The sequence below is a fragment of the Amycolatopsis jejuensis genome (genome assembly GCF_000717335.1).
Lineage (GTDB): Bacteria > Actinomycetota > Actinomycetes > Mycobacteriales > Pseudonocardiaceae > Amycolatopsis > Amycolatopsis jejuensis.
On the sequence record NZ_JNYZ01000012.1, the window covers coordinates 337,417 to 362,510 of the forward strand.

The following is a 25,094-nucleotide window of genomic DNA, read 5'->3' on the forward strand; positions in this document are numbered from 1 at the left end:
AAAGTGAGATCGTTCCTATGATTACCTGTGCGGCAAGGCTTTCCGACTCCGCCGCGGTGTGCCGGAAACGCACCGCGGGGATTTTCCGTTGCCGCTTTTCGGTGACGCTCGCGAGACCGCCGCTACACCGCCCGTACCGCTGTAACGCGGCCCCCGGTGCGGAGCGAATACCGGGGCGTAAGCGGCACTCGACCAGCGAAGCCGCGGCCACCCCCGGAGAGGGCGTCCCATGCTGACCTGCCGACTCTGCGGCTCCACGAGCCTGGCGGACGTAGCCGACCTCGGCGCGACCCCGCCGTGCGAGCTCTTCCTCACGGCGGAGCAGCTCGACGAACCCGAGGTCACCTACCCGCTGCACCTGCGGGTTTGCACCGAATGCTGGCTTGCCCAGCTGCCTCCGCTGATCACGCCGGAGGACACTTTCACCGAATACGCCTACTTTTCCTCTTACTCCACGTCCTGGGTCGAGCACGCAGAGCGGTTCGTCGCCGGTGCGGTCGAGCGGCTCGGGCTGGAGCAAGACGGATTCGTGGTGGAGGTCGCCAGCAACGACGGATACCTGCTCCAGCATGTGGTGAAGCGGTGGATTCGCTGTCTGGGGATTGAGCCTTCGGCGAACGTCGGACAGGCCGCGCGTGACCGCGGGGTGCCCACGCTCACCGCGTTCCTCGACGAGGAAACGGCCGCGAAGGTGCGCGAGCAGAATGGTCCCGCGAATCTTGTAGTGGCCAACAATGTGTACGCGCACATCCCCGATGTGATCGGATTCACGCGTGGGCTGCGCGGTCTCGTCGCGGACGACGGCTGGGTGTCCATCGAGGTGCAGCACCTGCTGACGCTGATGGAACTGAACCAGTACGACACGATTTACCACGAGCATTTCCAGTACTACACCGTCGCTTCCGCGCAGCGGGCGCTCGCGAGCGGCGGGCTCACCCTCGTCGACGTCGAATTGCTGCCCACGCACGGCGGTTCGATCCGGCTGTGGGCGCGGCCCGACGAAGCCGCGGGTGAGCCGAGCGCGCGGGTGCTGGAGGTGCTGGAGCGGGAGAAAACCGCGGGATTGCACGAACTTGCGGGATACGCGGAATTCGGCCGCCGGGTCGCGACGGTGCGCCGGGAATTGCTCGGGTTCCTCGTCGAAGCGGCTCGCGAGGGTCGTACCGTAGTCGGTTACGGAGCGCCCGGGAAAGGCAACACGCTGCTCAACCATTGCGGCATCCGGCCGGATCTCCTGGCCTATACGGTGGATCGGAACCCGTACAAACACGGCCGATTCACGCCCGGTACGCGCATTCCGATCCTCGAACCGGAGAGGATTGCCCAGGACCGGCCGGACTACGTGCTCGTGCTGCCGTGGAATCTGCGGGACGAGCTCACCGAACAGTTGTCGTACATCGGGGAATGGGGCGGCAAGCTCGTGTTCCCGATCCCGCAGCTGGAGATCGTCGACCCCGAGGTGACGCGATGAAGGTGGTGCTGTTCTGCGGCGGGTACGGCACGCGAATGCAGTCCGGACCCGGTGATGCGCCGAAACCGATGCAGCTCGTCGGACCACGGCCGCTGCTGTGGCACGTAATGCGGTACTACGCGCACTTCGGCCACAAGGACTTCGTGTTGTGCCTCGGTTACGGTGCGCATCACATCAAGGACTTCTTCCTGCATTACGAGGAAAGCGCGTCCAACGATTTCGTGCTGCACCGCGGTGCGGTCGACCTGCTGTCCACCGACATCTCGGACTGGCGGATCACCTTCGTGCAGACGGGGATCAACTCGCCGATCGGGGAACGGCTGCGCCGCGTGCGGCCGTATCTGGAAGGCGAGGAGATCTTCCTCGCGAATTACGCCGACGTGCTCACCGACGCGCCATTGCCGGACATCATCGACCGCTTTGCCGCCTCCGACGCCGGTGCGTCGATGATGATCGTCCCGCCTCCCGCGACGTTCCATTGCGTCGAGGTCGCGGAAAGCGGTTTCGTGTCCGGAATCACCCCGGTGAGTGAGATGCCGCTGTGGGCGAACGGCGGGTATTTCGCCCTCCGGCAGGAAGTGTTCGACCACATTCCGGAGAACGGCGACCTGGTTGCCGATGGCTGTGCGGAACTGGCCAAACGCGGCCGGTTACTGTCTTATCCGCATCGCGGTTACTGGCGGCCCACCGACACCATCAAGGAGCGGGCAGCGTTGAACGAGGCCTACGCACGGGGCGAAAAGCCATGGGCGCTCTGGGAGAACGACCGGGTGGCGGCCGGATGATCGGCGCCCGGCTGCCCGGAGTGGCGAAGGTCGCCCTGCTCGCCGCACACTGCGACGACCTGGCGATCGGCGCCGGGGGCACCCTGCTCACGCTGTGCGAGGCCCGGCCGGGGATCGAGGTCGAGGCGCTCGTGCTGTCCGGTGGCGGAACCGAACGCGAGGACGAGGAACGCGCCGCGCTGGCCGCGTTCTGCCCGGGCGCGCGGCTTTCGGTCACCGTCGGGAAAATGCGGGACGGCCGCCTTCCCGCGCAGTGGGAAGAGGCCAAGGAAGCGGTCGAGGGGCTGCGTTCGCGGATCGACCCGGACCTGGTCATCGGGCCGTGGACCGGCGACGCGCACCAGGACCACCGCGGGCTGGCCAAGCTGATCCCCACCGCGTTCCGCGGCCAGTTCGCCCTCGGCTACGAAATCGTGAAATGGGACGGCGACCTCGGCCGCCCGTCGGTCTACCAGCCGCTTTCGCCGGAAGTGGCGGAGGCGAAAGTCGCGCTGCTGCAGGAGCATTACGCTTCCCAGCGGCACCGGCCGTGGTACGACCGCGAAGCGTTCCTCGGTCTCGCCCGGATCCGCGGCATCGAATGCCAGGCGCGGTACGCGGAGGCCTTCCACACCGGAAAACTCACCCTCGACCTCGCGGGAGACTGATCGATGCGCGTCCTGCTCACCGGACACCAGGGGTACCTCGGCACCGTCATGGCGCCGGTGCTCACGCGGTCCGGACACGAAGTGACCGGGCTCGACTCCGGTCTGTTCGCCGACTGCGTGCTCGGCCCGCAGCCGGACGACCCACCCGCGATCAGCGTGGACCTCCGCGATGTCACGGCCGACCAGCTCACCGGCTTCGACGCGGTGATCCACCTGGCCGCGCTGTCCAACGACCCGCTCGGCTCGCTGGAACCGGACATCACCTACGAGATCAACCACCGCGCGTCGACGAGGCTGGCGAGGCTCGCGAAGGAAGCCGGTGTGCGGCGGTTCCTGTACGCGTCCACGTGCTCGGTGTACGGCGCAGGCGGCGACGGTCTGGTCGACGAAGACGCGCCGCTGCGGCCGGTCACGCCGTACGCCGAGTCGAAGGTGCGCGTGGAAGACGACCTCGTGGAACTCGCCGACAGCGACTTCACGCCGGTGTTTCTCCGTAACGCCACTGCGTTCGGCTTCTCGCCGAGGCTGCGCGCGGACATCGTGCTGAACAACCTGGTCGGGCACGCGGTCCTCACCGGCGTGGTGCGGGTGCTGTCCGACGGCACCCCGTGGCGTCCGCTGGTGCACGCCGCGGACATCGCCAGCGCGTTCGATGCGGCGCTCACTGCGCCGAAGGACGCGGTGCACGCGAAGGCGTTCAACGTGGGTACCGAGGCGAACAACGTGCGCGTGGCGGAAATCGCGCAGGCGGTCGTCGAGGCGGTACCGGGTTCGGACCTGCTGATCACCGGGGAAGCGGGCAACGACCCGCGGTCGTACCGGGTGGACTTTTCGCGGGTCCGTGCGGCACTGCCGGGCTTCGACTGCGTGTGGACGGTGCCGGCCGGGGCGCGGGAGCTCGTCGAGGCGTACCGCTCGCACGGGCTCACGCAGGAGGCGTTCGACCGGCGGTTCACCCGGCTCGCGCGGCTGCGCGACCGGGGCGAGACCGGCAGCGTGGATGCCGGTCTGCGGCCTGTCGCGGTCGGCTGAGGCCATGGTCAGCCCGGCGGTGGACCCGCTGATGGCGGATCCCGCGGAACCGATCCGGTGCCGGTACTGCCACGGCGAGAGCGGCGAGGTGGTGCTCGATCTAGGGCAGCAGCCGGGATGCGAGCAGTTCCCCCGTCCGGACGACGACGGCCCGGATCCGCGGTATCCGCTGCGGATGTGGTGCTGCACCGGCTGCGGGCTCGCGCAGCTGGCCGAGGACCCGGGGCTGCCGGAGACCGTGCTCAGCGTGGAGCCGCAAGCGATGCGGGACCAGGCCGAGCGTGTGCTCGACCGGCTGGCCGCGGAAGGCTGGCTGCACCCTGGCGCGTCTGCCATCGAGTTCGGCAGCCCGCACGGCGGTTCGTGGCTGCCGCGGGTGCTGCGCCGCGGTCTCGTTGCCGCGGACGGCCGAGCCGACCTGGTCCTCGACACCTACGGCATGCTGCACGAACCGGACCAGAGCGAGGCCATGCTCCGGCGCGCGGCGCGGCTGGCACCCGGTGGCCTGCTGGTGTTCCAGTTGTTCAGCCTCGGCAGCGTGTTGCGGCTCGGGCAGTGGGACGAACTGCGGCACGGGCACCACGGGTACTGGTCGCTGCCCGCGCTGGACGAGGCGCTGGCGCGGTACGGCCTCGGCGTGCACCGGGCGTGGAACTACCCGCTGGCCGGCGGCACGCTGGTGGTGCTCGCGAACCACAATCCGAAGCCGGACCGGGAAACGCGGATGACGATCGAGGCCGAGTATTCGGCCGGGGTACTGGATTTCGCGACGTTGCGGAAACTGCAGGAACGGGCGGACGCGGATGCGGCGCGGCTGCGCGCGTGGCTGACGGGCCGGGCGCGCACGCGGCGGCGGGTGATCGGATACGGCGCGGCTTCCCGCGCGGTGCCGTTGCTGTGTCACGCCGGGGTGGACGTCAGCCTGCTGCGGGCGATTGCCGATGCGTCGCCGGGTAAACAGGGCAGGCGGATGCCGGGTACGCAGATTCCGGTGATCCCGCCGGAGTACCTCCGATCCGGGCAGCCGGCCGACGTTCTGCTGCTGCTGCCGCAGTTGCTCGACGAGGTCCGCCGGAGTGTGCCGGAGGTCGAGGACCGCGGCGGACGCTGGATCCGGGTCGACGACGTGCTGGCAGGCCGGGCATGAGCGCGCCGGAGCTGTCCGTGCTGATGGTCACCTACAACGCGGCCGCGCATGCCGAACGTACGCTGCGGGCGCTCACCGGTGCGGCGGCGCCGTCGATGCCGTTCGAGGTGGTGGTGAGCGACAACGGGTCCACCGACGGTGTTGCGGACATTGTGGACAGTTTGGCCGGTCCGGGTACGGTGAAACGGCTGGGCCGCAACACCGGGTTCGCCTACGGCGTCAACCGCGCGGCCGAACGCGCGACCGGCCGGTACCTGCTGCTGCTCAACCCCGACGCGGAACCGAAACCGGGTGCCATCGACGCGCTTGTCGCGCACCTCAAGGCAAACCCGTCGGACGGGATCGTCGGCGGGCGCACGCTGGACGTCACCGGGCAGCTCGAACCGCGCAGCTGCTTCGGCCGGATCACGCCGTGGAGCCTGACCTGCTCGGCACTCGGGCTCAGCGCGGTGTTCCGGGGTTCACGGCTTTTCGACCCGGAGTCGCTCGGGCAGTGGGCGCGCAACTCGGTGCGGCACGTGGACATCGTGTCCGGCGGGCTGATGCTGATGACCCGCGAGCTGTGGGACCGGCTCGGCGGGCTCGACGAGGCATTCCACATTTACGGCGAAGACCAGGACCTGTGCCTGCGGGCCCGCGAACTCGGGTGCCGCCCGTCGATCACGCCGCGCTGCGAGGTCGTCCACGATGTCGGCGCGTCTTCGCGGGGGGACGTTTCCGGTCGGGACGTGCTCGTGCTGACTGGCCGGGCCGGGGTGATCCAGCGGCATTTGGGCAGTTGGCGTGGGTACGGGCTCTTTGCGCTGCGGTCGGGCATCGCACTGCGTGCGGTGGCGGAGCGGCTTTTACGGCAAGGTCCACGGTGGACGAAGGTGTGGCAGCGGCGCGTCGAATGGGAGGCTGGGTGGCCGGGTACCCGGGTGCTCGTGTGAAGCGCACTGCGAAGGCCGCATTCCGCGCCGGGACGACGATGGTCGGTTCCGTGCGCGCGGTGCGCACGGAACGTCCACATGCGATCCTGACTTTCGACGACGGTCCGGATCCGGTTGGTACGGAACGGATCCTGTCGGTTCTGGCGGCCCGTGGCGCGACGGCGACGTTCTTCGTGCTGATGGAGCGGGTGGAGCAATATCGGACCCTGCTGGCGGAAACCGTCGCGGAGGGACACGAGATCGCTCTGCATGGTCTGGACCACTCCAGGTTGACGCGCTTCGGGGCACGTGAGGTGGGCGTCCGGGTCGCGGCGGGCCGTCGGCTGCTGGAGGACGCGCTGGGCACGCCGGTGCGGTGGTTCCGTCCGCCTTATGGCGCCCAGACGCCCGCGATCTGGCGCGCGATCCGCCGCAACGGCTTGGAACCGGTGCTGTGGGGGCCGACGGCGTGGGATTGGCTGGACGAGCCGGTGCCGTCCCTTGCGGCGCGCGCGATGGAGGGGATGAAGCGGGGTTCGATCCTGCTGGCGCATGACGGTTACGGGGATGACCCTGGTGCGCCATCGGGCGTCCCGGCGCCGACTTTCGACCGCGGGGCGCTGGCTTCGGCGGTGCTGGATGGGTTGTCAGAGCGTGGGTTGCAGGGGGTTTCGCTGGAGGGGGCGTTGAAGTTCGGGGTGGCGGAGAGGTGGGCCTGGTTCAAGCGCTGAGCGCTCAGCCCAGCACTTTCCCCGCCACCGCAACGGTTTCCTCCGCCGCCCGATCCCACGTCGCATGCTCGATCACCGAAGGCGCCTGTCGTACCGTCCGATCCCGCAGCCCGTCATCCGACAGCAGCTCCGTGATCAACGTGGCCAGTTCCTCCGGGGAATCGCCCGACACCAGACTCCCGTTGTCGCCGGGGCGGATCAGCTCCGGCATCGCGCACCGGTTGCGCCCGATACACGGCAGGCCGTGCGCCAGCGCCTCCACGAACACGATCCCGTACCCCTCGAAGTGGCTCGGCAGCACGAAAAGATCATGTTCCGCGTAAAGCGCCGCCACCCGTTCCAGCGGGACCCGGCCGAGGAACGTCACCCCGTCCGGGACTGGCCCCGGCATCGGCCACGAAGCCGGACCGGCGATGGTCAATTCGATACCCGGATAACCCGAACGCCGGAGAATTTCCCACGCTGCCAGTACTTGGGGACCGGCCTTCGTGGTGAAGTCCTTGCCCACGAACAGCAATCGCGCCGGACCGGAGCGTTGCGGCAGGGCCGGGGGGACCTCGGGCAAAGCATTGCAACCCGGGTTCACCACATGCACCTTGTCCGCGGGCAGCCCCGTCACCCGGACCAGATGCGCCGCCAGCCACTCGCTCATCGCGAGCACTCCGGCTGCGCCCGCGTAGATCTCCAGCTGCCGTTCGCGCAGCCGGGCGATCCGCGATGCGTCCAAATGGGGGAAGTGCCGTAGCTCGCGTTCTTCGCGCAGCAGGTCGAAACTCAGGTCCTGGTACGTGAGGTACGGCGTGCGCAGCCGCGCGAGGTCGCCGATTTGCAGGACTACGTCACAGTCCGCAGTCGCCCGCCGCAAGCGCGCTCCGGCGAGGCCCATGGTGACCGGATGGTGTTTCCACCCGCTCACCCAGCGGCCTTCGTGCCGGTGCGCTGCCATCGCCTTCAACGCCATTCGCGCAGGTCGCGGCCAGGTCAGGCCGACGTCCCGGACGTCGGCGCGCTCGCGCAGCGCGGCCCGCAGATGCCACGGGGTGTAGGACCAGGTCGGCTGCGGCGGGTCGTCCCACGCGCACGCGAAACCGAGTGCGATCCGGCCGGAACGTCCCTGATGGGGGGACGTGACACCAGACGGTGACCCTTCATCTGTCACGTTCGGGCTGCTTTCGTCGATTGACTACACGAGGGGTCGGGGAGACCCATCCTGACGGGCAGGGGAAGGACGGGTCAATGGACCTCTTCGGGATTTTCCGGATCGCGATCCGGCGGTGGTACGTCTTGGTCGCCGCACTGGTCGTGACGGGCCTGCTGGGGTTCGTGGCGTCGACCCAGGTCGCGCCGAGCTACTCGGTCAGCGGCGTGCTCGTCGTCAACATCCCGTACGCGCAGGACCAGGAAGCGGCCGCGCGGCTGGCCGGCAACCCGTACTACGACACGCGTACCGCGGCGTCGGTGATGGGCTCGATCGCGGACTCGCCGGACGTGCGGGACGTCGTCGCGAAGGCCGGTGGCAGCCCGGACTACGTGATCAATGTGGACAGTGGCCGTCCGCTGCTGCTGATCACCATCACCGCCAAGAGTCAGCAGGCCACGCTGAGCACGTACAGCCTGTTGTGGAAGGAACTGCAGAAACGGATGCAGGACCTGCAGACCGCCAAGCAGATCCCGGACCAGTTCCGGGTCACGGTCGACGACGCGCTGCAGCCGCGGGAAGCCGCGGTGTCGAGCGGCAGCCGGACGAAGGTGCTTCTCGCCGCGCTGGCGATCGGCGTGGTGCTGGCGCTCGGGCTGTCGGTGTACGTGGATTACCTGCTGCGCCGTCGTGAGCTGCAGGCCGCCGAAGCCGCGGCCGCCGCGCCGCCGGACCCGAAGCCGGACGAGGAAGCCGTCGACGAAACCGCGATCGAATGGCCGGACGAACCGGCCGAATCCGGGCCGGACCGCACCGCGACGCCGTTGTCCGACCAGCCCACCCGCAAGCTGCGCCCGGTCTCGGCCAACGGCAAGGTCAAGGCCGGTGCCCGCGGTAACTCCGAACGGTCGCGGTGAGCGTCCTTCCCCCTCGGTCGGGTCTGCGTTCTCGCCTTGGCCTCGGCGACTTCATCCCGATCGAGAAGCGGATCGACCGGCATCCGTGGCTGGCGACCGTCGCGATCGGCGGCGGCCTGCTCGCCGTGGTCGCCGAGGTGTTTGTCCCGGACCTGGCGTTTCTCGTCTTCGCGGTCACCGCGCTGCTGATCGGGTACGCGTTCTCGCCAAGGGACGAGGTCACCGGCCTGACCCTGCTGCTGTCGGCGACGTTCCTGCTCCCGGCGAACCTCGTGCTGGCGCCGCTTGGTCAGTCGGGCGTACCGAGCGGTTTGCTGGCGAGCGGGTTGCTGCTGATCTGGTTCTGCCTGCGCTGCGCCCCCGACCTCGGCACCGACCGGCACTTCCAGCCACTGCGGATCGTGGTGCTGTTCGCCGTGGTGAGCCAGCTCGCGAGTTACGCGGCGGGGCAGGTCCGCGGCCTGAGCCCGCTCGAGTTGTCGGGCGCGAACGCCGGACTGCTGGCCGAGCTGAGCGCGATGGGCATTCTGCTGTACACCGCCGACACACTGCGCGACATCCGCGCGGTCCGGCGAGTGCTGAACCGCGTGACGGCAGGCGCGGCAATCCTCGCGTTCGTAGCGGCGCTGCAGTTCTTCAGCATCGTCGACCTGGCGAAGCTGATCCGGCTGCCGGGCCTCACCGTGCACACTTCGACGGCCGACTTCGTCCAGAGCCGCGACGGCTTCAACCGCGTCGCGGGCCTTGCCACGCACCCCATCGAGTACGGCGTCGTGCTCAGCATGGCCTTGCCCATCGCACTGCACCTGGCGCTCACCGCACAGCGGCGCAAGGCCGCGCGCTGGGTGGTCGTCGCCATGATCGCGGGCGGGATCCCGCTGTCGATCGGCCGGTCGGCAATCCTGGCGACTGGAGTCGCACTGCTGGTCTACCTGGCGTCCCTGCGCATGCGGACGCTGCTGAACATGCTGCCGTTCGCGATCGCCGGGCTCGTAGTGGTGCAGGCTGGTGCGCCGGGGTTGCTGACGAGTATCAAAGGCCTGTTCACCAACGCCGGAACGGACCCGAGCATCGAAGGCCGTACCGACGATTACGCCGCGGTATTCGGGCTATGGCAACATCATCCGCTTTTCGGCATCGGGCCGGGTACTTACGTGCCGAAGCTGTACCGGGTGCTGGACAACGAGTACCTGTACGAGCTGGTGACCGTCGGGGTGGTCGGTCTCGGCGTGACGCTGGCGATGTTCGGCATGGGCTATTCGCTTTCCCGCCGCGTGTACCGAACCGCCCCGAGCGCCGACGCCCGCGGCATGGGCCAGGCACTGGCCGGTTCGATCGCGGCTGCCGCGGTGGCGGCTTTCACGTTCGACGCTTTCGGTTTCGCGATCATGTTCATCACGACCCACGTACTGATCGGCTGCGCGGCTGCGCTGTGGCGCGTGTCGGTGCGCGACGTCCCGGAAGCGGAACGCCTGCCACCGACGTGGATCCGCCGACTGGCAAACCGGACGTTACGCCCGGCTTGAGTCCGTCTGCGGGGGTTCCTGCCGCGCGCCCTCGTGCTCCGCGACCCTATGCTCCCCGGCTCCCGCTGAGTGCTTGCGCCCCTTCTCACCCCACCCCAATGTGGCATTGGGTGCATGTGACGCACCCAATGTGGCGTTGGGTGCATGTGACGCACCCAATGTGGCGTTGGGTGCGTGGGATGCAGCGAATGTGGCATTGGTTGCGTGGGATGCAGCGAACGCCACATTGGGTGCGTGGGATGCAGCGAATGTGGCGTTGGTTGCGTGGGATGCAGCGAATGTGGCATTGGGGCGATGCGGACGGAAGCCGGGCTGAGCCAGCCCGAACCCTGCCGAGCCAGCCTGAACCGGGCTGACCTGCCTGAATCGGCGTGGAGCCGGTCGGGAACCGTGGCAGTAACCGCCTGACACCGGCCGAACCGGTCGAATCGGCGTGGAGCCGGTCGGGCTCGGCGGAAATCTCGCAGTACCAGCCCGAACCGGCCCCAGCCCGGCGAGAGTCAGCGGTCGGTACCCCAGCTGACCCGCCGCCCTCGTGCCCGCCGAACCGCATCCAACCCCCGCACCACCAGGCTCACCCCGGTGAACACCGCCGCATCCACCGGCCGCACCTGCCCACTCCGCACCAACCGCGCCAAAACCCCCAACCCCGCCGCCCCCGTCGACGGCGGCAGCCCCAGTTCCGTCAGCTGCTGGTTCCCCGCGATCACCCGGATTCGGCGGCGCACCATCGCGCGGATCGTGCGTACCGGGGTCACCGTCACCACGACGTCCTCCACCACCACCCGCCGGGACGCGCCGATCCGCCGTTCGACGTAGCCGTCGTCCGCGATGAGGTTCTCCGGCAGCGGGAACGTCTCCGCGTGCCCCGCCTCCGACAGCACGTACACGCCCCGCCCCGCGCCGTTCGCGCGTACCGCGGGCAGTTGCTGCCATGCCGCGAGATACCGCCGGACCAGCCACGACGCTTCTTCCGTGCGCAATCGCACTCCCGGAACCGCAAGAAGTGCTCCCGTTTCCGCAAGTGCGGCACCAAGCTGTAACAAGCCGTTCGCGTCGATTTCGATGTCCGCGTCCACATACGCGCGCGGGTAGGTGACACAACTCTCGTCACCGAGATTCAGTGCGTGCGCCTTTCCCGGCCGGGCGGTGTCGAGTACGACATCTCCGCCGGCCGCCCGCGCGGCTGCGGCAGTGCCGTCGGAACACCCGTTCGCGACGACCACGCAGCGCAGCCGTTGCGGTTCCCCGCACAGCCTCCGGACCGCCTGTCCGACGGAGCTTTCTTCATTGTGTGCTGGGATGACCACGTCCACGCGGACAGCCTACGGAAGGTCACCACCGGACCGGAAGAAGATCTTTCCGGAAAAATCCCGTGATCATTTCACTGAAACGGGTGGAAGATCGCTTTCGAAGGGTGCGGAACACCATTTCTCGGCGATACTGACCCAGGTCCGCAGTGCTTTTTACGGGCTGTCACCGGGCGGTACCTTGCAATGTGGGGCGAGGCCATGCATAGTCCTTCACGTTCCATCACGAACCGATATCGGTTGCATTTCTGTCATCATTTTTACCTTGGAGGTGAGGCGCTCTTGCGCCGCATCCTTGTTTCCGCGGGTCTCATGGGCGCCGTGCTCACGGTCGCCTTCGTGGTGGTCCAGCTCAGCGGCGGGTTCGCCCGCCAGCCCGAGCCGGTCACCGTCGCGGACGCGTCGTGGCACGGCCGTTACGACGGCAGCCGCTGTACCCGCCAGAACACCACCCCGTCCCCCACCCCATCCCCGACCCAGACCGCAGCTCCGGCAGCAACGACGTCCGCCGCCCCCGCGGCGACCGCCACTGTCGTAGCCCCGCCGCCGGCCAAGTCCGACCCCGCCCCCAGCGGGTACGGCGTCCCGTCCGGCGTCACGCTGAAGAGCGTCAAGGACGTGACCGCCGACCAGGCAGGCCAGGTTCTCGACGCGCTGAACGTGAGCGGCACGATCACCGTCACGGCCCCCGACGTGACGATCAAGCGCAGCAAGTTCACCGGCACCGGCCAGGACTGGGCGGTGCACACCAGCGGCAACGGCTCGGTGCGCATCGAGGACTCCACGTTCTCCGGCGACTACCAGAGTGAAGCCATCAGCTACCACAACTGGAGCGCCACCCGGATCGACCTTTCCGGGATGAGCAACGACGGAGCGAAACTCGGCAACAACGTGTCGCTCACCGATTCCTGGATCCACGACTTCAAGCCCGCCGACGGCGCACACAGCGACGGCGTGCAGCTGGTCGAGGACGTCGGGAACATCGTGATCAAGAACAACAAGATCGACCTCGGCACCAAGGTCGGCAATGCGGCGATCTTCCTTTCCCCGGACATCGGGGCGGAGCGGCCGTCCGCGGGCCCGATCAGCATCGACGGCAACACGCTCGGCGGTGGCGGTTACACGCTCTACAGCGTGAACGGCCGCGACGGTGCGACGTTGCAGAGTGTCGCGATCACCAACAACAAGTTCGTGCGGAATGCGCTTTACGGCCCGGTTTACGCGAGTGAATTCGTCGCGAAAACCGTGTCCGGCAATACGTACACGGATGGCACCGCCCTGAAGATGCCGTCCTGACCCCCGCAAGTCCCGGCCCGGTGCCTTTCGCTCGGAGGCGCCGGGCCGGTCCGCGTCCCGGGTATCGTCGGAAACGTGCGTCCGGCGAAAGTGCTTGTCATCGCGGGGGTCGTGGTCGCCGCCGCAGCCGTCGTCGTGGCCGTTTCCGTCCGGAATCCCGAACCCCCGCCCGCGCCACCGCCCGCACCGGCGTCCGGTTCGCTCACTGCCGACCGACCCGGCATGGTGCTCACCGGTCTCGACGTCCGGGGAATGCTCACCGTCACCGCGCCCGGTGTCACAGTCAAAAACAGCAAATTCACCGGTGACGGCAGTACCCCGTGGGGTATTCACACCGAGGGTGAAGGTTCGGTACGCATCGAGGACACCGTGATCACCGGCGACTACGGTGAGGCCGGAATCGCGTACGGAAATTGGTCGGCAATCCGGGTCGAAATCACGGGAATGTCCAACGACGGCGCAAAGCTCGGCCCGCACTCTTCGATCACCGATTCCTGGATCCACGATTTCAAGCCGTCCCCCGGCGCGCATTCCGACGGGCTGCAGCTGGTCGAGGACGTCGGCGACGTGGTGATCAAGAACAACCGCATCGAGATCGGCACCGGGGAAGGCGCGAACGCGGCGATCTTCCTTTCGCCGGACATCGGCCCCGACCACCCCGGCGCGGGCCCGGTCGTCGTCGAAGGCAACACGCTCGGCGGTGGCGGCTACACGTTCTACAGCGTCGGCGGCCAGGAAGGCGCGCGGCTGCACGACGTCACCTTCACCGGCAACACCTTCCTGCCCGATGCGAAGTACGGCCCGATCTATCCCTCGGATTTCGACGTCCGCACGGTGTCCGGCAACGTTTTCGCCGATGGCTCCCCGGTACCGCTACCGCGCTGAGGCAGCTTCGCCCGCACAGCGGCGGCGAGCGCGGCCACCGAGCGGTGCCGCTGGAACGGCAGTTCGAACACCGCCGCGAAACCGCGCGCGAACAGCACCGCCACCGGCACCACGATCACCGCGGTGAGCAGGAACGACGGCAGCCCCGCAGGAACGTGCGGGCCGATCAGCAACCGGCTCACGATCGCGACGATCGGCACGTGCACCAGGTACAAGCTGTAGGAACACGACCCGAGCGCCCGCAACGGCTTCGTGTCCAGGAACCGCACCAGCCACGCCGGACGGCCCTGCGCGAGCCCAGCCAGCAGCGCGGCGGTGGGGAAGGCGGCAAGCAGGTCGATCCAGAAGTAATTGTTGACGGTCCGTACCGAGCCGAGGATCGCGATCAGCCCGGCAATCGCCGCGCCACCGGCGAGCGCCAGCCACGGCCACGGCACGCGCCGGATCTTGCCCGGCGCAAGCACTCCGGCGGCCACCACGCCGAGCGCGAACAGCACGGCGAATTCGGGCGTCAGGTGCAGGAGCGACGCAAACACCCGGACCTTCCCGGACAGCAGCTGCAGCAGCACTACCCCGGTCAGCACGCACGCCACGAGCGTGATCGCGCCCACGTGCCGACGCAGCAGAAGCAGCAGCGGGAACACCAGGTACAGCTGCGCTTCCACGGCAATCGACCAGAATGCGCTGTTCGGGCTCGGCGCGGAAACCGCGTCCTGCACGAGCAATCCGAACACCAGGAAGGATTTTCCGGTCGGCACCACACCCGGTGTCTCGGTCACCAGAAAACGCGCGATCAGGAAGCTGAACACCAGCGCGGCCCAGTACGCGGGCAGGATCCGCCACGCCCGGCGGCGCAGGAACGTACGGATGCGGCCGAGCCGCCAGTCCCGTTGCGCGGGCGCGACCGCGAGCGAAAACCCGGACAGCACGATGAACACGACCACCGCGAGATGGCCGTAGAGCAGGAACGACAGCCACCATGGCCCGGTGTCGGCGGGGAACCCGGGGTAGGAGAACAGCCGGCAGTGGTGCAGTACGACGAACAGCGCGGCGAGCCCGCGCACGCCGTCGAGCCCGGCCAGCCGGACCGGTTTCGGCTGTTCGGTACCGCTCACGTCGGTGACTCCCCGCAGCCGGTTCCGCCGCCGCAGTGATCCCGGGGGCGGAGAAATAACGATGCCGTCCTCACTACATCGGTGCGGGCCGGTCGCTCGTAACGCCGACCCGCGATTTCCGATTCCGTTCTCGATGGGGTGCGCGGGGAAGACCCGCTGCCGGGAGCCAGTACGGCGGAGGGGCAAGCATGGCCGACGGATCGAACGCGACCGCAAGAACCAGGCCGGTGCTCTCGCTGGCAATGCCGCTGTACAACGGCGAACGGTTCCTTGCCGAGGCGCTCGACAGCATCCGGGCCCAGGACTTCACCGACTGGCAGCTGCTGATCTGTGACAACGCGTCGTCCGATCGCACCGAGGTGATCGCGAAGGAGTACAGCGCCCTCGACTCGCGGATTTCGTACGTGCGCCACGAACGCAACCTCGGCGCGGCCCGCAACCACAACTATGGTTTCCACCACACCGACGGCGACTACTTCGCGTGGGTACACGGCGACAACGTCTACCTTCCGACGTACTTCAGCCGCTGCCTGGAAGAACTGCGCGCACACCCGGAAGCGTCGTGCGCACACACTGTCGCGGTCGACATCGACGTCGACGGCAACCGCACACATCGCTGGGACGAAAACCTGCGCGCCGACCACGCCGACGTCGCGCTGCGCTTCCGTGATCTCACCGAGCAGGACCACATGTGCTTCGCGTGGTTCGGAGTCGTGAACCGAGACGTGCTCGCGCAGACCTCGCTGCACGCGTCGTTCGATTCGGCCGACCGGCTGGAGATCGTGGAACTCGCGCTGCGCGGCCCGATCCGCTTGATCGACGAGGAGCTGTTCCTGCACCGCGAGCACCCGGGCCGGATCATGCGCCAGGCTCCGACCGCGCGGTCGCGGTACCTGATCCTCGACCCGGAGTGGACCGGCCGGATTCCGTTCCCGGTGCTCAACATCGGGCGGCAGTACGCGCTCGCGGTGCTGCGTTCGCGACTCGGCACGCGTGACAAGCTGCGCTGCCTGCTGCAGATGCGCGGCTGGCTGCGGACGAACTGGAAGCGAATCCTCCGCACGATCGCGCGCGGCGGATTCGAGTACGCGAAGCTCGCCGTGCGCGCGGGGAGCAAGCGGTGACGACGCACGCTGAGCGACCGGCGCCGTCCGCGCCGAAGTCGACGGCTGCCGCGGCAGCGAACGGCACGCGCTGGACGGTCGCCGCGATGATCGTGCGGCAGTTCGGCCGCCTCGGCTTCGCCGTCGTGCTGGCCCGGCTGCTGGGTCCGACGGACTTCGGTGTCGCCGCTGCCGCGACGGTGTACATCTCGCTCACCGCGGTGCTGCTCGAGGCCGGGTTGTCGTCCAGCATCGTGCAGAAGCCGGACCTGCGGCCGCAGGACGAGGGCGTCACCTTCTGGTCGCTGGTCGCCATCGGGCTCGCGATGGCCGGGGTCACCGTGCTGTTCTCCGACGAGATCGCGTCGTTCCTCGACGTACCCGATCTCGGCCCGGTGCTGATCGCGCTTGCGGCCAGCCCGGTGCTCAAGGGAGTGTCCAATGTGGCCGCTGCGAAACTGCAGCGGAACCTGAGGTTCCGGGCGATGGCGGTCACCGAGATCGTCGGCACCCTGCTCGGCGGCATTCTCGGCGTGGTCGCGGCGGAGCTCGGGATGCGGTACTGGGCGCTGGTGGTGCAGCAGGTCGGCACCGACCTGATCGTGCTGGTGTTCTGGTTCGCCGCGGCCGGGCTGCCGAAGATCGTGGTGGACAAGGAAGCCTGGAAGTACCTGAAGGTGTTCGGCCTGCCACTGGTCGGTGCGCAGCTGATCGGGTACAGCGCCCGCAACATCGACAACGTGGTGGTGAGCCGGTTCCTCGGGCAGACCGCGCTGTCGTACTACACGGTGCCGTACCGGATCATGCTGATCCCGGTGGGCCTGCTCGGGAACGTGGCGAACCGCGTGGCGTTCCCGGTGTTCGCGAAGGTGCAGGACGACATACCCCGGGTACGGTCGGTGTTCCTGCGGATCACCAGGGTGATCGGGCTCGTGGTGCTGCCGGGCATGCTCGGCGTGGCCGTCCTGGCCGACGATTTCGTGGAGACCATCTTCGGCGCGGAATGGCTGCCCGCGGCGCCGGTGGTGCAAGCGCTTGCGGTGACCGGAGTACTGCAGTCGCTCACTACGCCCGGCGGGTCGGTGTTCATGGGGCTCGGCCGCGCGGACGTGTCGTTCCGCTGGGCCTGGATCCCGCTCACCGTGATGGTGCCGGCGTTCTTCATCGGCCTCCCGTGGGGCGTCACGGGCGTGGCGACGGCGTACACCATCGCGACGATCGTGATCACGCCGTTCCTGGTCCGCGCGATCGGCAGGCTCGCCGGTTTCCGGCTGCGCACCTGGGTGATGACGATCCTGCCCGCGTTCATCTCCACCATGCCCGCGGTGGCGGCCGCCTGGGTGATCCACATCGTGCTGCACCAGCAGGGGATGCCGTCGATCGTGGTGCTGGTCGCCGGGCTCGTCGTGGTGCTGGCGGGATACCTGGGGTTCCTGCGGCTGTTCTTCCCGGCACTGTTCCGTGAAGGTTTGTCGGCGGCTCGCATGCTCACCACCGGAAAACTGCTGAAAAACAGCTGATCCGACGGTCACGGTCGGGTGAATTCGGAAACATCTGGCGTTCCCGATGCGATTTCCCGGATGACGGATCGGCTCGGCGCATCGCCGGGCCCGTTGCCTTGCAACGGAATCAGTGCCGGGTTGGTGAATCGGGGAGGATCCCTTGGCCGCACAGCTGCTCGCGTATGTACTGCTGGGCCTCCATTTCGTGATCCTCGCTTACCTGGTGTTCGGCGGATTCGTGGCGTGGAAATGGCCGCGCACGTTGTTCGCCCACATTCCGCTCGTGGTGTGGGGAGTTGTCAGCTCGGTGTTCCAGCTCGACTGCCCGGTCACCGAGGCGGAGAACTGGGCGCGTTCGGCGGGCGGAATGGCGCAGTACGACCACGGCTTCATCGAGACGTACATCGCCGGGGTGTTCTACGACCCGCACCACGTCAACCGTTTCCGCGCGGTGGTGGGGTTCTTCGTCGCGGTCGGCTGGGTCGGCTCCTGGTGGTACGCGCGCCGTCGCCGAGCGGTCCGGCGGCTGCTCACCACCGCGGTGTCCAGCCCGCCAAGAGTGCCGGTGAAATAATCCGGGCCGGTCCCCGCGGAGGGAGACCGGCCCGTTGTGTTTCCGGAGGGGTTTTCAGACCTTGGCGTTGTCCGTGACGTCCGTGCACTCCGCGGCCTTGGTGGGACTCTTCTCCGGCACCCGGCGCAGCCACGCCTCGCGCCAGTAGATGTAGTCCGAACGCGGGCAGTAGCGGTTGAACTGACCGGCGCAGTTGACCTGGTCGATCACGACACAGTCGCGCAGCTTCAGCATCCGCCCGGTGACCTCGTCGACGATCTTCTCGATCTTCCCGAGCACCCGCCCGCGACGGCCCGCGTACGGCAGCATTTCCGCGTCGAACCACAGGCCGCGGTTGCGGTTGTTCGGCCCGAGCGCGGACATGATCTCGTCCTTGCTCTTCACCTCGACCATTTCGCCCGGCTGGAGACCGAGCCCGGCGGCGGGCTGCTTCGCGGCGCCAGTGCCGCGGTAGAACGGGTAGAAGGCGCCCTCACGGATGCGCAGCCGAGAGGGCAGTTTCCGGGACAGCTTCTGGAAGTTGTTGAACGCCGACAGCCCCAGGCTGCGCAGCGTGGCGCCCAGCGGGACGTTGCCGGTGCGCACGTCGTCCACGTACTGCCGCCAGTCCTGCACCGGCAGGTACGAGGTCGCGCGGACCAGCTCGGTCGCCTGGCAGCGGTAGAGCGGCTCGCCGTCGGTGTCGGTGCCCGCACTGGTACCGGACTCGATCACCTCGAGCGGCAGCGGGATCGTGCCGGCGTGCGGCCGCTCGGGCCGGATCGGGCTGCCGTCGGCGCGTTCGAGCCATTCCTCCTTGAAGAACAGCTGACACCCGGCCTGGCACCCACCGTGCGCACTCCCGTCACACCGCGCCCCGACGAGGTGCACCGCGTAATCCATGCGCCGCGTGGTGCCCTTGTGGTTGATGGTGTCGCACGTCTTGTGCGCGCTGAGGTGCACCGGCAGCTCACGCCCGGCGAACTTGAGGGTCTCCGGCATCAGCGGAAGCCCGTCGACGGTGCCGTTCTGATCGAGGGTCGCCAGTATTTCCTCGGCGCTGCGCACCCGCACGCGTTCTCCGGTGTGCAGAACGGGACGGGGTGGTGGGCTGGCGGACATGGTCACTCCCTGGATGCACCGAGCGGTCGTCCAGGATGTCGCTGCCGCGCCCCGCTTTCGTTACGGTGATCGGGTACCGGGATCGAGTTGGATGACGTCAGAGTTTCTCCGCGGCGGTCTTCGCGAGCAGGCCGGGGTGCCCGTGCGCCCGCGACAGGTGCGCTGCCAGGAATTCCAGCGTGGTACCGCCTTCGTGCTTCGACGGGCCGAAGTTCGCGATCCGGAAGACGTGATCCATGTTTCAGGCGAGCGCCCCCGCGGCGGGAATGACGTCCTTCGCGAACCTCTCGATCAACCTCAGATCCGGTATCCCCGGCATCGCGCCGAGCACGGCGTCCGCACCCAGGCCATGCAGCCGTTCCAGCTCGGTGAGCAGTTCGCCGGTTTTCTCCCCGTTCGGCCCGATGTCCAGCCGGTGGTACACGGTTTTGGTGATCTCCGCGTAGTCGCGGCCTTCGTTCTCGCAATGCTGCTTGAGCACGTCCAGCTTGTGTTCGAGTTCCGGGCTGTTGAAGAGGTTGCACGCGTCGCCGTACTTCGCGACGAAGCGGAGCGTCTTCTTTTCTCCGCCGCCGCCGATCATGATCTGCGGGCGCGGGCGTTGCAGGGCCGGTGGGACGTTCAGCAGCCGCTCCGCGGTGAAGTGCTTGCTCGTGAACGGGTCGTCGGCTTCGCCCCACATCTGGAGTACGTACTGCAGCGTTTCCTCGAGCAGTTCGAAGCGTTCCTTCGTCGGCGGGAACGGGAAACCGAGGCCGCGCGATTCTTCCTCGTTCCATCCGGCGCCGATGCCGAGCACGGCTCGTCCGCCGGACAGTACGTCGAGCGTCGTGATCGCTTTGGCGAGCAGGCCGGGGTGCCGGTACAGCGCGCCGGTGATGACGGTGAGCAGCTTGGCCCGCGACGTGTGCGCGGCAAGGTAGCCGACCGTCGTGTACGCCTCGAGCATGTCGTGGTCGCTCGGCCCGACGCTGCGGATCTGGAAGAAATGGTCCATTACGGCGAGATACGCGAAACCGGCATCGTCCGCGGCCCGCGCCACCGCGGCGAGGTCGGTGCCGAGCGTGGCGGGCCCGCCCGCCCAGGTGAAGTCGGGGATCTGGAGTCCGAGGTCCATTCCTCCACGGTATACCTGGAGTGACTTCACCTGTGCGGTCAGAAATCACGCACGATCGTGACGGTGCCGTGCAGCGGATCGGTCACGTACACCGCGCGCGTGTGCGGGTCCACCGCCACGTCGCCGGGGTTCACCCCGAGACTCAGCTCGCCAGACAGCATTTGCTGCCGTCCGTCTACTCGCGACAGTCCATTTTGGCCGCCGTTGGTGTACACGGTATCGCTGCCTTGGTGCACCGCAAGGGAAGACGCTTCACTGCGCAGCAACACGGTTTTCGTCTGAGTCCGGTTTGGACCGTCGACAATGGACAGATGGTGGATCGCCGAATTCGCCACGTACACCGTCCCGCTGCGCTGGTGCACGGCGACGCCGGTGGGGGAGGTACCGACCTCGACACTGCCGGTGAACGCGCCCGCATCGAGGTCACAGATCTCGACGGTGTTCGTGTCCGGGCTGGTGCAATAGGCACGTCGGCGCCCAAGATCGAGCGCAATTCCGGCGAGCCCTTGTTTCGGCGCGGGCAACATCTTTTGCTGGCTGAGGCTGACGGCGTCGATTACCGCGAAAGTGCCGGTTTCGCCGCTGACCGCGTACACGAGCCCGGCGGTGGAGTCGATCGCGAGCGACGACGCACCGGCGCCCGCGCTCACGACGCTCAGCAACCGGTGGGTACGGCAGTCGAAAGCGAGCACGGTGCCGCTGGGCGGGTTGGCGACGTAAATCCGGTCGGCATCCACCGCGATGTCACTCGGCGCCCCGCCCACCGTGAGCATGGAGACGACGCGCGCGGCGCTCGGGTCGATCACCGCGACCGAGCCGGACGCCGGGTCGACCGCGTAGACGAGCCCCGTGACCGGGCTCACCGCGAGGGCGGAAAGCGCCCCGCCGACCTGCACCGGGGTGACCCGCCCAGCGGCGCCCGCTGTGGGAGTCACTGTGGCGGTCAACGCCGCGGTGACCAGCGCGAAGACACCCCGCCGGGACATCTGCGGACCTCGCATCGCTCACCTGCCGGTCGGTTGGGTTGCCCGCCGACCCTAACCCGGGCGAGGATCATGCGAAGGAACTTCGGGTCCCCCGATCGCGTTGTTTCCGGTGGGTAACCGACGCGAGAGGTGGACGGAGGCGAGCGGCGTGCACCGGCATCACAACGGCTTGAAGACAGCGCTGCTGCTCGGCCTGCTGTCGGCGATCATCATCGGGATCAGCGGGTTGTTCGGCCGCGGTGCGCTGGTGATCGGCCTGATCGTGGCGCTCGGCATGAACGCGTTCGCGTACTTCAACTCCGAGAAGATGGCCCTGCGGGCAATGCACGCGCGGCCGGTGTCGGAAGTCGAGCAGCCGGTGATGTACCGGATCGTGCGCGAACTGGCCACGTCCGCCCGGCAGCCGATGCCGGCGCTGTACGTGAGCCCGACGGTCGCGCCGAACGCTTTCGCCACCGGCCGCAACCCGCAGCACGCGGCGGTCTGCTGCACCACGGGAATCCTGGACCTGCTGGACGAACGCGAGCTGCGCGCAGTCCTCGGCCACGAGCTGTCCCACGTGTACAACCGCGACATCCTGATCTCCTGCGTCGCGGGCGCGCTGGCGAGCGTGGTGAGCGTATTGGCCAACATCGCCTTCTTCTTCGGCGGCAACGACCGCGAAGGCAACCCATTCGTGTCCCTGCTGCTGGTGCTGGTCGGCCCCATCGCAGCCGGAGTGATCAAAATGTCGGTAAGCCGCTCCCGCGAGTACCAAGCAGACGCCTCCGGCGCTGAACTGACCGGCGACCCACTCGCCCTGGCCTCGGCCCTCCGCAAACTGGAACGTGGCACCCGCGCCGCCCCGCTGGCCCCGGAGCCGGCAGTCGTGTCGCAGTCACACCTGATGATCGCCAACCCATTCCGCCCGGGCGCAGGCCTGAGCAAGATGTTCTCCACCCATCCGCCGATCGAAGACCGAATCCGCCGCCTGGAAGAAATGGCCCGCGGCCGCTAGCCCCCTCCGTGCGCGCCCGGCGTGCCGCTAGCCCCATTCAGCGGTGGCCGGGTCGATCCCGTGGGCGGCGGCGTTCGCGAAAATCACGTCCCGCAACCACGCCGCCAACCCGGGCGCAAGCGCGTCGTAATACGCCGCATACCCCGGATCCGCCACGAACCGCCGACCCAGACACACCTGCATCGCATGCGTGCAAGCGAAATACCGCGACAACGCCGCCCGATGCCGCTCCGCCAGAATGTTCCCCTCCACCGACCCCGGCTCGACCGCGGACCGACAGCCAGCGGCCAGGTCAGCATTGAGGCTTTCGTGCTCGGCAGCGACCCGCCGCCAGTCCTCCGGCGTCAGATCCGTGGTCCGCTCGCGGTATTCCGCCCACTGCACCGTGTCACCCCAGCGCTGCGAGGCTTCCTGGACCCACCCCGGATCCCAATCGGACCCGAAGATCTCCACCTGCTCCACCGGCGTCAGCTGAATCCCCCCACGCGTCGCCGCCATCATCCGCTCCACCGCGGACACCATGTGCTGCAGCCGCCCGATCCGCTCCCGCAGCTCGCGCAGCTGCCGGGCGAGATGGGCATGCGCGTCGGCAGCAGGGTCGTCGAGGATCCCCCCGATCTCCGACAACGGGAACCCGAGCTCCCGGTAAACGAGCACCCGGTGAATCCGCGCCACGTCCCCGCCGGAGTACACCCGGTAGCCGGACCGAGTGCGCGCACTCGGCCGCACCAGGCCGACCGAGTCCCAGTGATGCAGCGTCTTCACACTCACGCCGACGAGCGTCGCCGCGCGCCCGACGGTGAGGCCGTCCTCCGTCACGACCTCAGTGTCGCAGCTCACGCCCCCGGAATCTCGATACCCACTGCCCGCAACCGGTCGGCCACCGCACTACCCGGCTCGATCGGCTGCGCCGCAGTCATCACGACGCTCGTACCTTCCGGCGTGACCACCGTGAGGTCCATCGAGTTCCACGGCATCTCCTCCGGCCCGGACGTACACCCGGGCAGCAACTCCGCACACCGCCGCCCGATCTCGTCGAGTTCCCCGAGCACGCAAGAGAAACTGACGCTCGCCCCTTGCCGGGCCATGGGCGCGGCCTTGAGCAACACGTCCTGAAACGCCCAGCGGCGCAGGTGCACCAACTGCCCGGGAATGGTGAACAGGTTGCTGAAGCCGAGCCCGCGAAGCCAGAAATCGGTGGAAGCATCGAGGTCGGCGGTGGGCACGTTGAGGAACATGGGCATGCCATAGATGCCGAGGTAGTTCCCGGGAGAAACCGCATCGAAGGCGGGAATGGGAACGGGGCTGCGGAATTCGTCCATGCGCTCGATGGTGAAGCCTCCTGCTGCCGGAGGGTCAAGCGCCGGACGCCGAAAACGAAAACACCCCCGGACCAGTGCCGGGGGCGATGGTGGCAGGTGAGGGATTCGAACCCCCGAAGGCTGAGCCGTCTGATTTACAGTCAGATCCCTTTGGCCGCTTGGGTAACCTGCCATAGCCGGGTGAACCGGCCGGGTAGAAGGATACCCAACCGTCCGCGGGCCGGGTCAACCGGGATGCCCGGCGCTAGGCTGGTGGCCCCTGACGAGCGAAGACGAGGTGTGAGTACACGTGGCGGATCCCTCTTTCGACGTGGTGAGCAAGGTCGACCGCCAGGAGGTGGACAACGCGCTCAACCAGGCAGGCAAGGAGCTCGGCACGCGGTTCGACTTCCGCGGCACCGGCACCGGCATCAGCTGGGCGGGCGAGGAAGCCATCACTGTCGAGTCGGAGACCGAGGAGCGCGCGCTGGCCGCGGTGGAGGTCTTCAAGGAGAAGCTGATCAAGCGGAACATCTCGCTGAAGGCATTCGAGGCCGGCGAGCCCGCGATCTCCGGCAAGACGTACAAGATCAGCGGCAAGATCCTGCAGGGCATCGCCTCGGACAAGGCGAAGCAGATCGCGAAGTTCATCCGCGACGAGGGCCCGAAGGGCGTCCAGGCCCAGATCCAGGGCGACCAGCTGCGGGTGTCGGGCAAGAAGAAGGACCAGCTGCAGGACGTGATCGCGTTGCTGAAGGGCAAGGACTTCGAGATCGCCCTTCAGTTCACCAACTACCGGTGACCTGCGCGGGCCTCCGGCACACCACCGGAGGCCCGCCCCCCTTCAACGAGCGGTGAAAGTCCAATCACTCTCGTAAGCCTCGACAGCCACATAAGTCGGCCCCGGTACCTCGAACTCTCCGTCGTAAGCGCCGATCTGGTTTACCGCCAGGTCGCGTCGCCGGTCGGTCAGTACCCATACCGCGGCGTGGCCGTCTGATTTCGTGCTGAACGTGGCGCGCGTCACGCCCGTGGGGATCGCCAGTACTGCGTCCCCGTGGGAGGTGTGTGGTTTACCCGGTTCCACCGTCGGCAGGGTGCGGTGGTCGGCCACCGTCGCGGTCCAGGATGCGTTCGCGGAGATGTGCAGCGTGTGCGTCGGCTTCGCGCCCCGGTCCATGTTGAACCACACCGTTCCATGGTACGACCCGATCGCGTTGATCAGCAGACTGTCGTCACCGTCGGTAGTCACGACGACGTTCGAGCTGCACTTCGGGCAGTCGAACGTCAGGAAGCCCGCCACCTCGGACGGCCAGTTCAGCGATACCGCGCCGTTGTTCTTGCCTTCGTGGGTCTCCGTCGCGGCCTCGGTCGGGCGGGGCGGGGGAGCAGACGACGTCGGCGGCCCGGGGTCGGCCCGGTGCGGTACCAGCACCCCGACTCCCTGCACCGAGCACGACGTGGTCAAGACCACAAAAGCGCATCCCGCAACGATCCGCCTG

At 68.0% G+C, this 25,094-nt stretch carries 26 protein-coding genes and 1 tRNA gene; 16 read left to right on the plus strand and 11 right to left on the minus strand.

The features are described from left to right. Positions 1 to 229 precede the first annotated feature (229 nt). The 7 genes from OO71_RS19055 to OO71_RS19085 are packed head-to-tail and all read left to right on the plus strand — an operon-like array spanning position 230 to position 6,724. The gene (locus OO71_RS19055) at positions 230 to 1,471 is read left to right on the plus strand and encodes a class I SAM-dependent methyltransferase (RefSeq protein WP_033291132.1); all 1,242 of its coding nucleotides are present in this window, start codon (positions 230 to 232) and stop codon (positions 1,469 to 1,471) included. After that, positions 1,468 to 2,256 (plus strand): glycosyltransferase family protein, encoded by a 789-nt coding sequence (locus tag OO71_RS19060; protein ID WP_033291133.1) that lies wholly within the window; start codon positions 1,468 to 1,470, stop codon positions 2,254 to 2,256. Before OO71_RS19055 ends, OO71_RS19060 begins: the two co-directional genes overlap by 4 nt. Then, on the plus strand, positions 2,253 to 2,903 hold the full coding sequence (locus OO71_RS19065) for a PIG-L deacetylase family protein (protein ID WP_033291134.1): 651 nt from the start codon (positions 2,253 to 2,255) through the stop codon (positions 2,901 to 2,903). The genes OO71_RS19060 and OO71_RS19065 overlap by 4 nt, the downstream gene beginning before the upstream one ends. A gap of 3 nt (positions 2,904 to 2,906) precedes the next feature. Then, the gene (locus tag OO71_RS19070) at positions 2,907 to 3,935 is read left to right on the plus strand and encodes an NAD-dependent epimerase/dehydratase family protein (protein WP_033291135.1); all 1,029 of its coding nucleotides are present in this window, start codon (positions 2,907 to 2,909) and stop codon (positions 3,933 to 3,935) included. Between the two features lie 4 nt (positions 3,936 to 3,939). Next, positions 3,940 to 5,082, plus strand: coding sequence for a methyltransferase domain-containing protein (locus OO71_RS19075; protein ID WP_245633709.1), 1,143 nt, complete (start codon positions 3,940 to 3,942; stop codon positions 5,080 to 5,082). After that, a complete protein-coding gene (locus OO71_RS19080; protein ID WP_033291136.1) occupies positions 5,079 to 6,014 on the plus strand; it encodes a glycosyltransferase family 2 protein in 936 nt (311 codons plus the stop codon). Before OO71_RS19075 ends, OO71_RS19080 begins: the two co-directional genes overlap by 4 nt. Continuing rightward, positions 6,011 to 6,724, plus strand: a complete 714-nt coding sequence (locus OO71_RS19085) for a polysaccharide deacetylase family protein (RefSeq protein WP_162186082.1) — start codon at positions 6,011 to 6,013, stop codon at positions 6,722 to 6,724. The genes OO71_RS19080 and OO71_RS19085 overlap by 4 nt, the downstream gene beginning before the upstream one ends. A gap of 4 nt (positions 6,725 to 6,728) precedes the next feature. Here OO71_RS19085 and OO71_RS19090 read toward each other — a convergent pair whose 3' ends face one another. Beyond that, the gene (locus OO71_RS19090) at positions 6,729 to 7,883 is read right to left on the minus strand and encodes a glycosyltransferase (RefSeq protein ID WP_245633710.1); all 1,155 of its coding nucleotides are present in this window, start codon (positions 7,881 to 7,883) and stop codon (positions 6,729 to 6,731) included. 77 nt (positions 7,884 to 7,960) lie between these two features. Here OO71_RS19090 and OO71_RS19095 point away from each other — a divergent pair, with 77 nt between their 5' ends. Further along, positions 7,961 to 8,779 carry a YveK family protein gene (locus tag OO71_RS19095; protein WP_051791698.1) on the plus strand — a complete coding sequence of 273 codons (819 nt, stop codon included), beginning with the start codon at positions 7,961 to 7,963 and terminating at the stop codon, positions 8,777 to 8,779. Then, on the plus strand, positions 8,776 to 10,305 hold the full coding sequence (locus OO71_RS19100; RefSeq protein WP_051791699.1) for an O-antigen ligase family protein: 1,530 nt from the start codon (positions 8,776 to 8,778) through the stop codon (positions 10,303 to 10,305). The genes OO71_RS19095 and OO71_RS19100 overlap by 4 nt, the downstream gene beginning before the upstream one ends. Before the next feature lie 500 nt (positions 10,306 to 10,805). On the opposite strand, the gene OO71_RS19105 is transcribed toward OO71_RS19100, so the two are convergent. After that, the gene (locus OO71_RS19105) at positions 10,806 to 11,621 is read right to left on the minus strand and encodes a glycosyltransferase (RefSeq protein ID WP_051791700.1); all 816 of its coding nucleotides are present in this window, start codon (positions 11,619 to 11,621) and stop codon (positions 10,806 to 10,808) included. Positions 11,622 to 11,897: 276 nt separating this feature from the next. On the opposite strand from OO71_RS19105, the gene OO71_RS19110 reads away from it, so the two are divergent. Together OO71_RS19110 and OO71_RS19115 are read left to right on the plus strand one after the other, a co-directional pair. Further along, positions 11,898 to 12,911, plus strand: a complete 1,014-nt coding sequence (locus OO71_RS19110) for a right-handed parallel beta-helix repeat-containing protein (RefSeq protein WP_162186083.1) — start codon at positions 11,898 to 11,900, stop codon at positions 12,909 to 12,911. A 75-nt stretch (positions 12,912 to 12,986) separates the two neighbouring features. Continuing rightward, a complete protein-coding gene (locus tag OO71_RS19115) occupies positions 12,987 to 13,796 on the plus strand; it encodes a right-handed parallel beta-helix repeat-containing protein (RefSeq protein WP_051791702.1) in 810 nt (269 codons plus the stop codon). On the opposite strand, the gene OO71_RS19120 is transcribed toward OO71_RS19115, so the two are convergent. Further along, entirely contained in the window at positions 13,718 to 14,911 is a 1,194-nt protein-coding gene (locus tag OO71_RS19120; RefSeq protein WP_063740084.1) for an acyltransferase family protein, read from the minus strand. The genes OO71_RS19115 and OO71_RS19120 overlap by 79 nt on opposite strands. A 188-nt stretch (positions 14,912 to 15,099) precedes the next feature. On the opposite strand from OO71_RS19120, the gene OO71_RS19125 reads away from it, so the two are divergent. The 3 genes from OO71_RS19125 (at position 15,100) to OO71_RS19135 (ending at position 18,090) form a co-directional block, all read left to right on the plus strand. Beyond that, positions 15,100 to 16,035: a glycosyltransferase family 2 protein gene (locus tag OO71_RS19125; RefSeq protein ID WP_051791703.1), complete on the plus strand. Its 936-nt coding sequence runs from the start codon at positions 15,100 to 15,102 to the stop codon at positions 16,033 to 16,035. Continuing rightward, positions 16,032 to 17,534, plus strand: a complete 1,503-nt coding sequence (locus tag OO71_RS19130) for a lipopolysaccharide biosynthesis protein (RefSeq protein ID WP_033291137.1) — start codon at positions 16,032 to 16,034, stop codon at positions 17,532 to 17,534. Before OO71_RS19125 ends, OO71_RS19130 begins: the two co-directional genes overlap by 4 nt. A gap of 142 nt (positions 17,535 to 17,676) precedes the next feature. Continuing rightward, complete coding sequence (locus tag OO71_RS19135; protein WP_051791704.1) at positions 17,677 to 18,090, plus strand: DUF2784 domain-containing protein; 414 nt, start codon at positions 17,677 to 17,679, stop codon at positions 18,088 to 18,090. A gap of 54 nt (positions 18,091 to 18,144) precedes the next feature. Here the strand turns inward: OO71_RS19135 and OO71_RS19140 are convergent, their stop codons facing one another. The 4 genes from OO71_RS19140 to OO71_RS19150 all read right to left on the minus strand — a co-directional run bounded on the left by OO71_RS19140 (position 18,145) and on the right by OO71_RS19150 (position 21,294). Continuing rightward, the gene (locus OO71_RS19140; RefSeq protein WP_211260555.1) at positions 18,145 to 19,191 is read right to left on the minus strand and encodes a hypothetical protein; all 1,047 of its coding nucleotides are present in this window, start codon (positions 19,189 to 19,191) and stop codon (positions 18,145 to 18,147) included. A 97-nt stretch (positions 19,192 to 19,288) separates the two neighbouring features. Beyond that, positions 19,289 to 19,429: a hypothetical protein gene (locus OO71_RS50170; RefSeq protein WP_156096396.1), complete on the minus strand. Its 141-nt coding sequence runs from the start codon at positions 19,427 to 19,429 to the stop codon at positions 19,289 to 19,291. A gap of 3 nt (positions 19,430 to 19,432) precedes the next feature. Next, on the minus strand, positions 19,433 to 20,308 hold the full coding sequence (locus tag OO71_RS19145; RefSeq protein WP_033291138.1) for an LLM class F420-dependent oxidoreductase: 876 nt from the start codon (positions 20,306 to 20,308) through the stop codon (positions 19,433 to 19,435). Positions 20,309 to 20,346: 38 nt separating this feature from the next. After that, positions 20,347 to 21,294 (minus strand): hypothetical protein, encoded by a 948-nt coding sequence (locus OO71_RS19150; protein WP_245633711.1) that lies wholly within the window; start codon positions 21,292 to 21,294, stop codon positions 20,347 to 20,349. A gap of 148 nt (positions 21,295 to 21,442) precedes the next feature. Between OO71_RS19150 and htpX the strand changes: the two genes are divergently transcribed. Further along, positions 21,443 to 22,291, plus strand: coding sequence for a zinc metalloprotease HtpX (gene htpX / locus OO71_RS19155; RefSeq protein WP_033291140.1), 849 nt, complete (start codon positions 21,443 to 21,445; stop codon positions 22,289 to 22,291). 27 nt (positions 22,292 to 22,318) lie between these two features. On the opposite strand, the gene OO71_RS19160 is transcribed toward htpX, so the two are convergent. From OO71_RS19160 to OO71_RS19170, 3 genes are all read right to left on the minus strand, one after another. Further along, positions 22,319 to 23,110: a MerR family transcriptional regulator gene (locus OO71_RS19160; RefSeq protein ID WP_245633712.1), complete on the minus strand. Its 792-nt coding sequence runs from the start codon at positions 23,108 to 23,110 to the stop codon at positions 22,319 to 22,321. 17 nt (positions 23,111 to 23,127) lie between these two features. Beyond that, positions 23,128 to 23,613: a VOC family protein gene (locus OO71_RS19165; RefSeq protein ID WP_033291142.1), complete on the minus strand. Its 486-nt coding sequence runs from the start codon at positions 23,611 to 23,613 to the stop codon at positions 23,128 to 23,130. An 87-nt stretch (positions 23,614 to 23,700) separates the two neighbouring features. Continuing rightward, positions 23,701 to 23,785: transfer RNA gene (locus OO71_RS19170), tRNA-Tyr, on the minus strand. A 117-nt stretch (positions 23,786 to 23,902) separates the two neighbouring features. Between OO71_RS19170 and OO71_RS19175 the strand changes: the two genes are divergently transcribed. Beyond that, positions 23,903 to 24,394, plus strand: a complete 492-nt coding sequence (locus tag OO71_RS19175) for a YajQ family cyclic di-GMP-binding protein (RefSeq protein ID WP_033291143.1) — start codon at positions 23,903 to 23,905, stop codon at positions 24,392 to 24,394. Between the two features lie 42 nt (positions 24,395 to 24,436). Here the strand turns inward: OO71_RS19175 and OO71_RS19180 are convergent, their stop codons facing one another. Further along, positions 24,437 to 25,027, minus strand: a complete 591-nt coding sequence (locus OO71_RS19180; protein WP_245633713.1) for a hypothetical protein — start codon at positions 25,025 to 25,027, stop codon at positions 24,437 to 24,439. Positions 25,028 to 25,094: the final 67 nt, after the last annotated feature.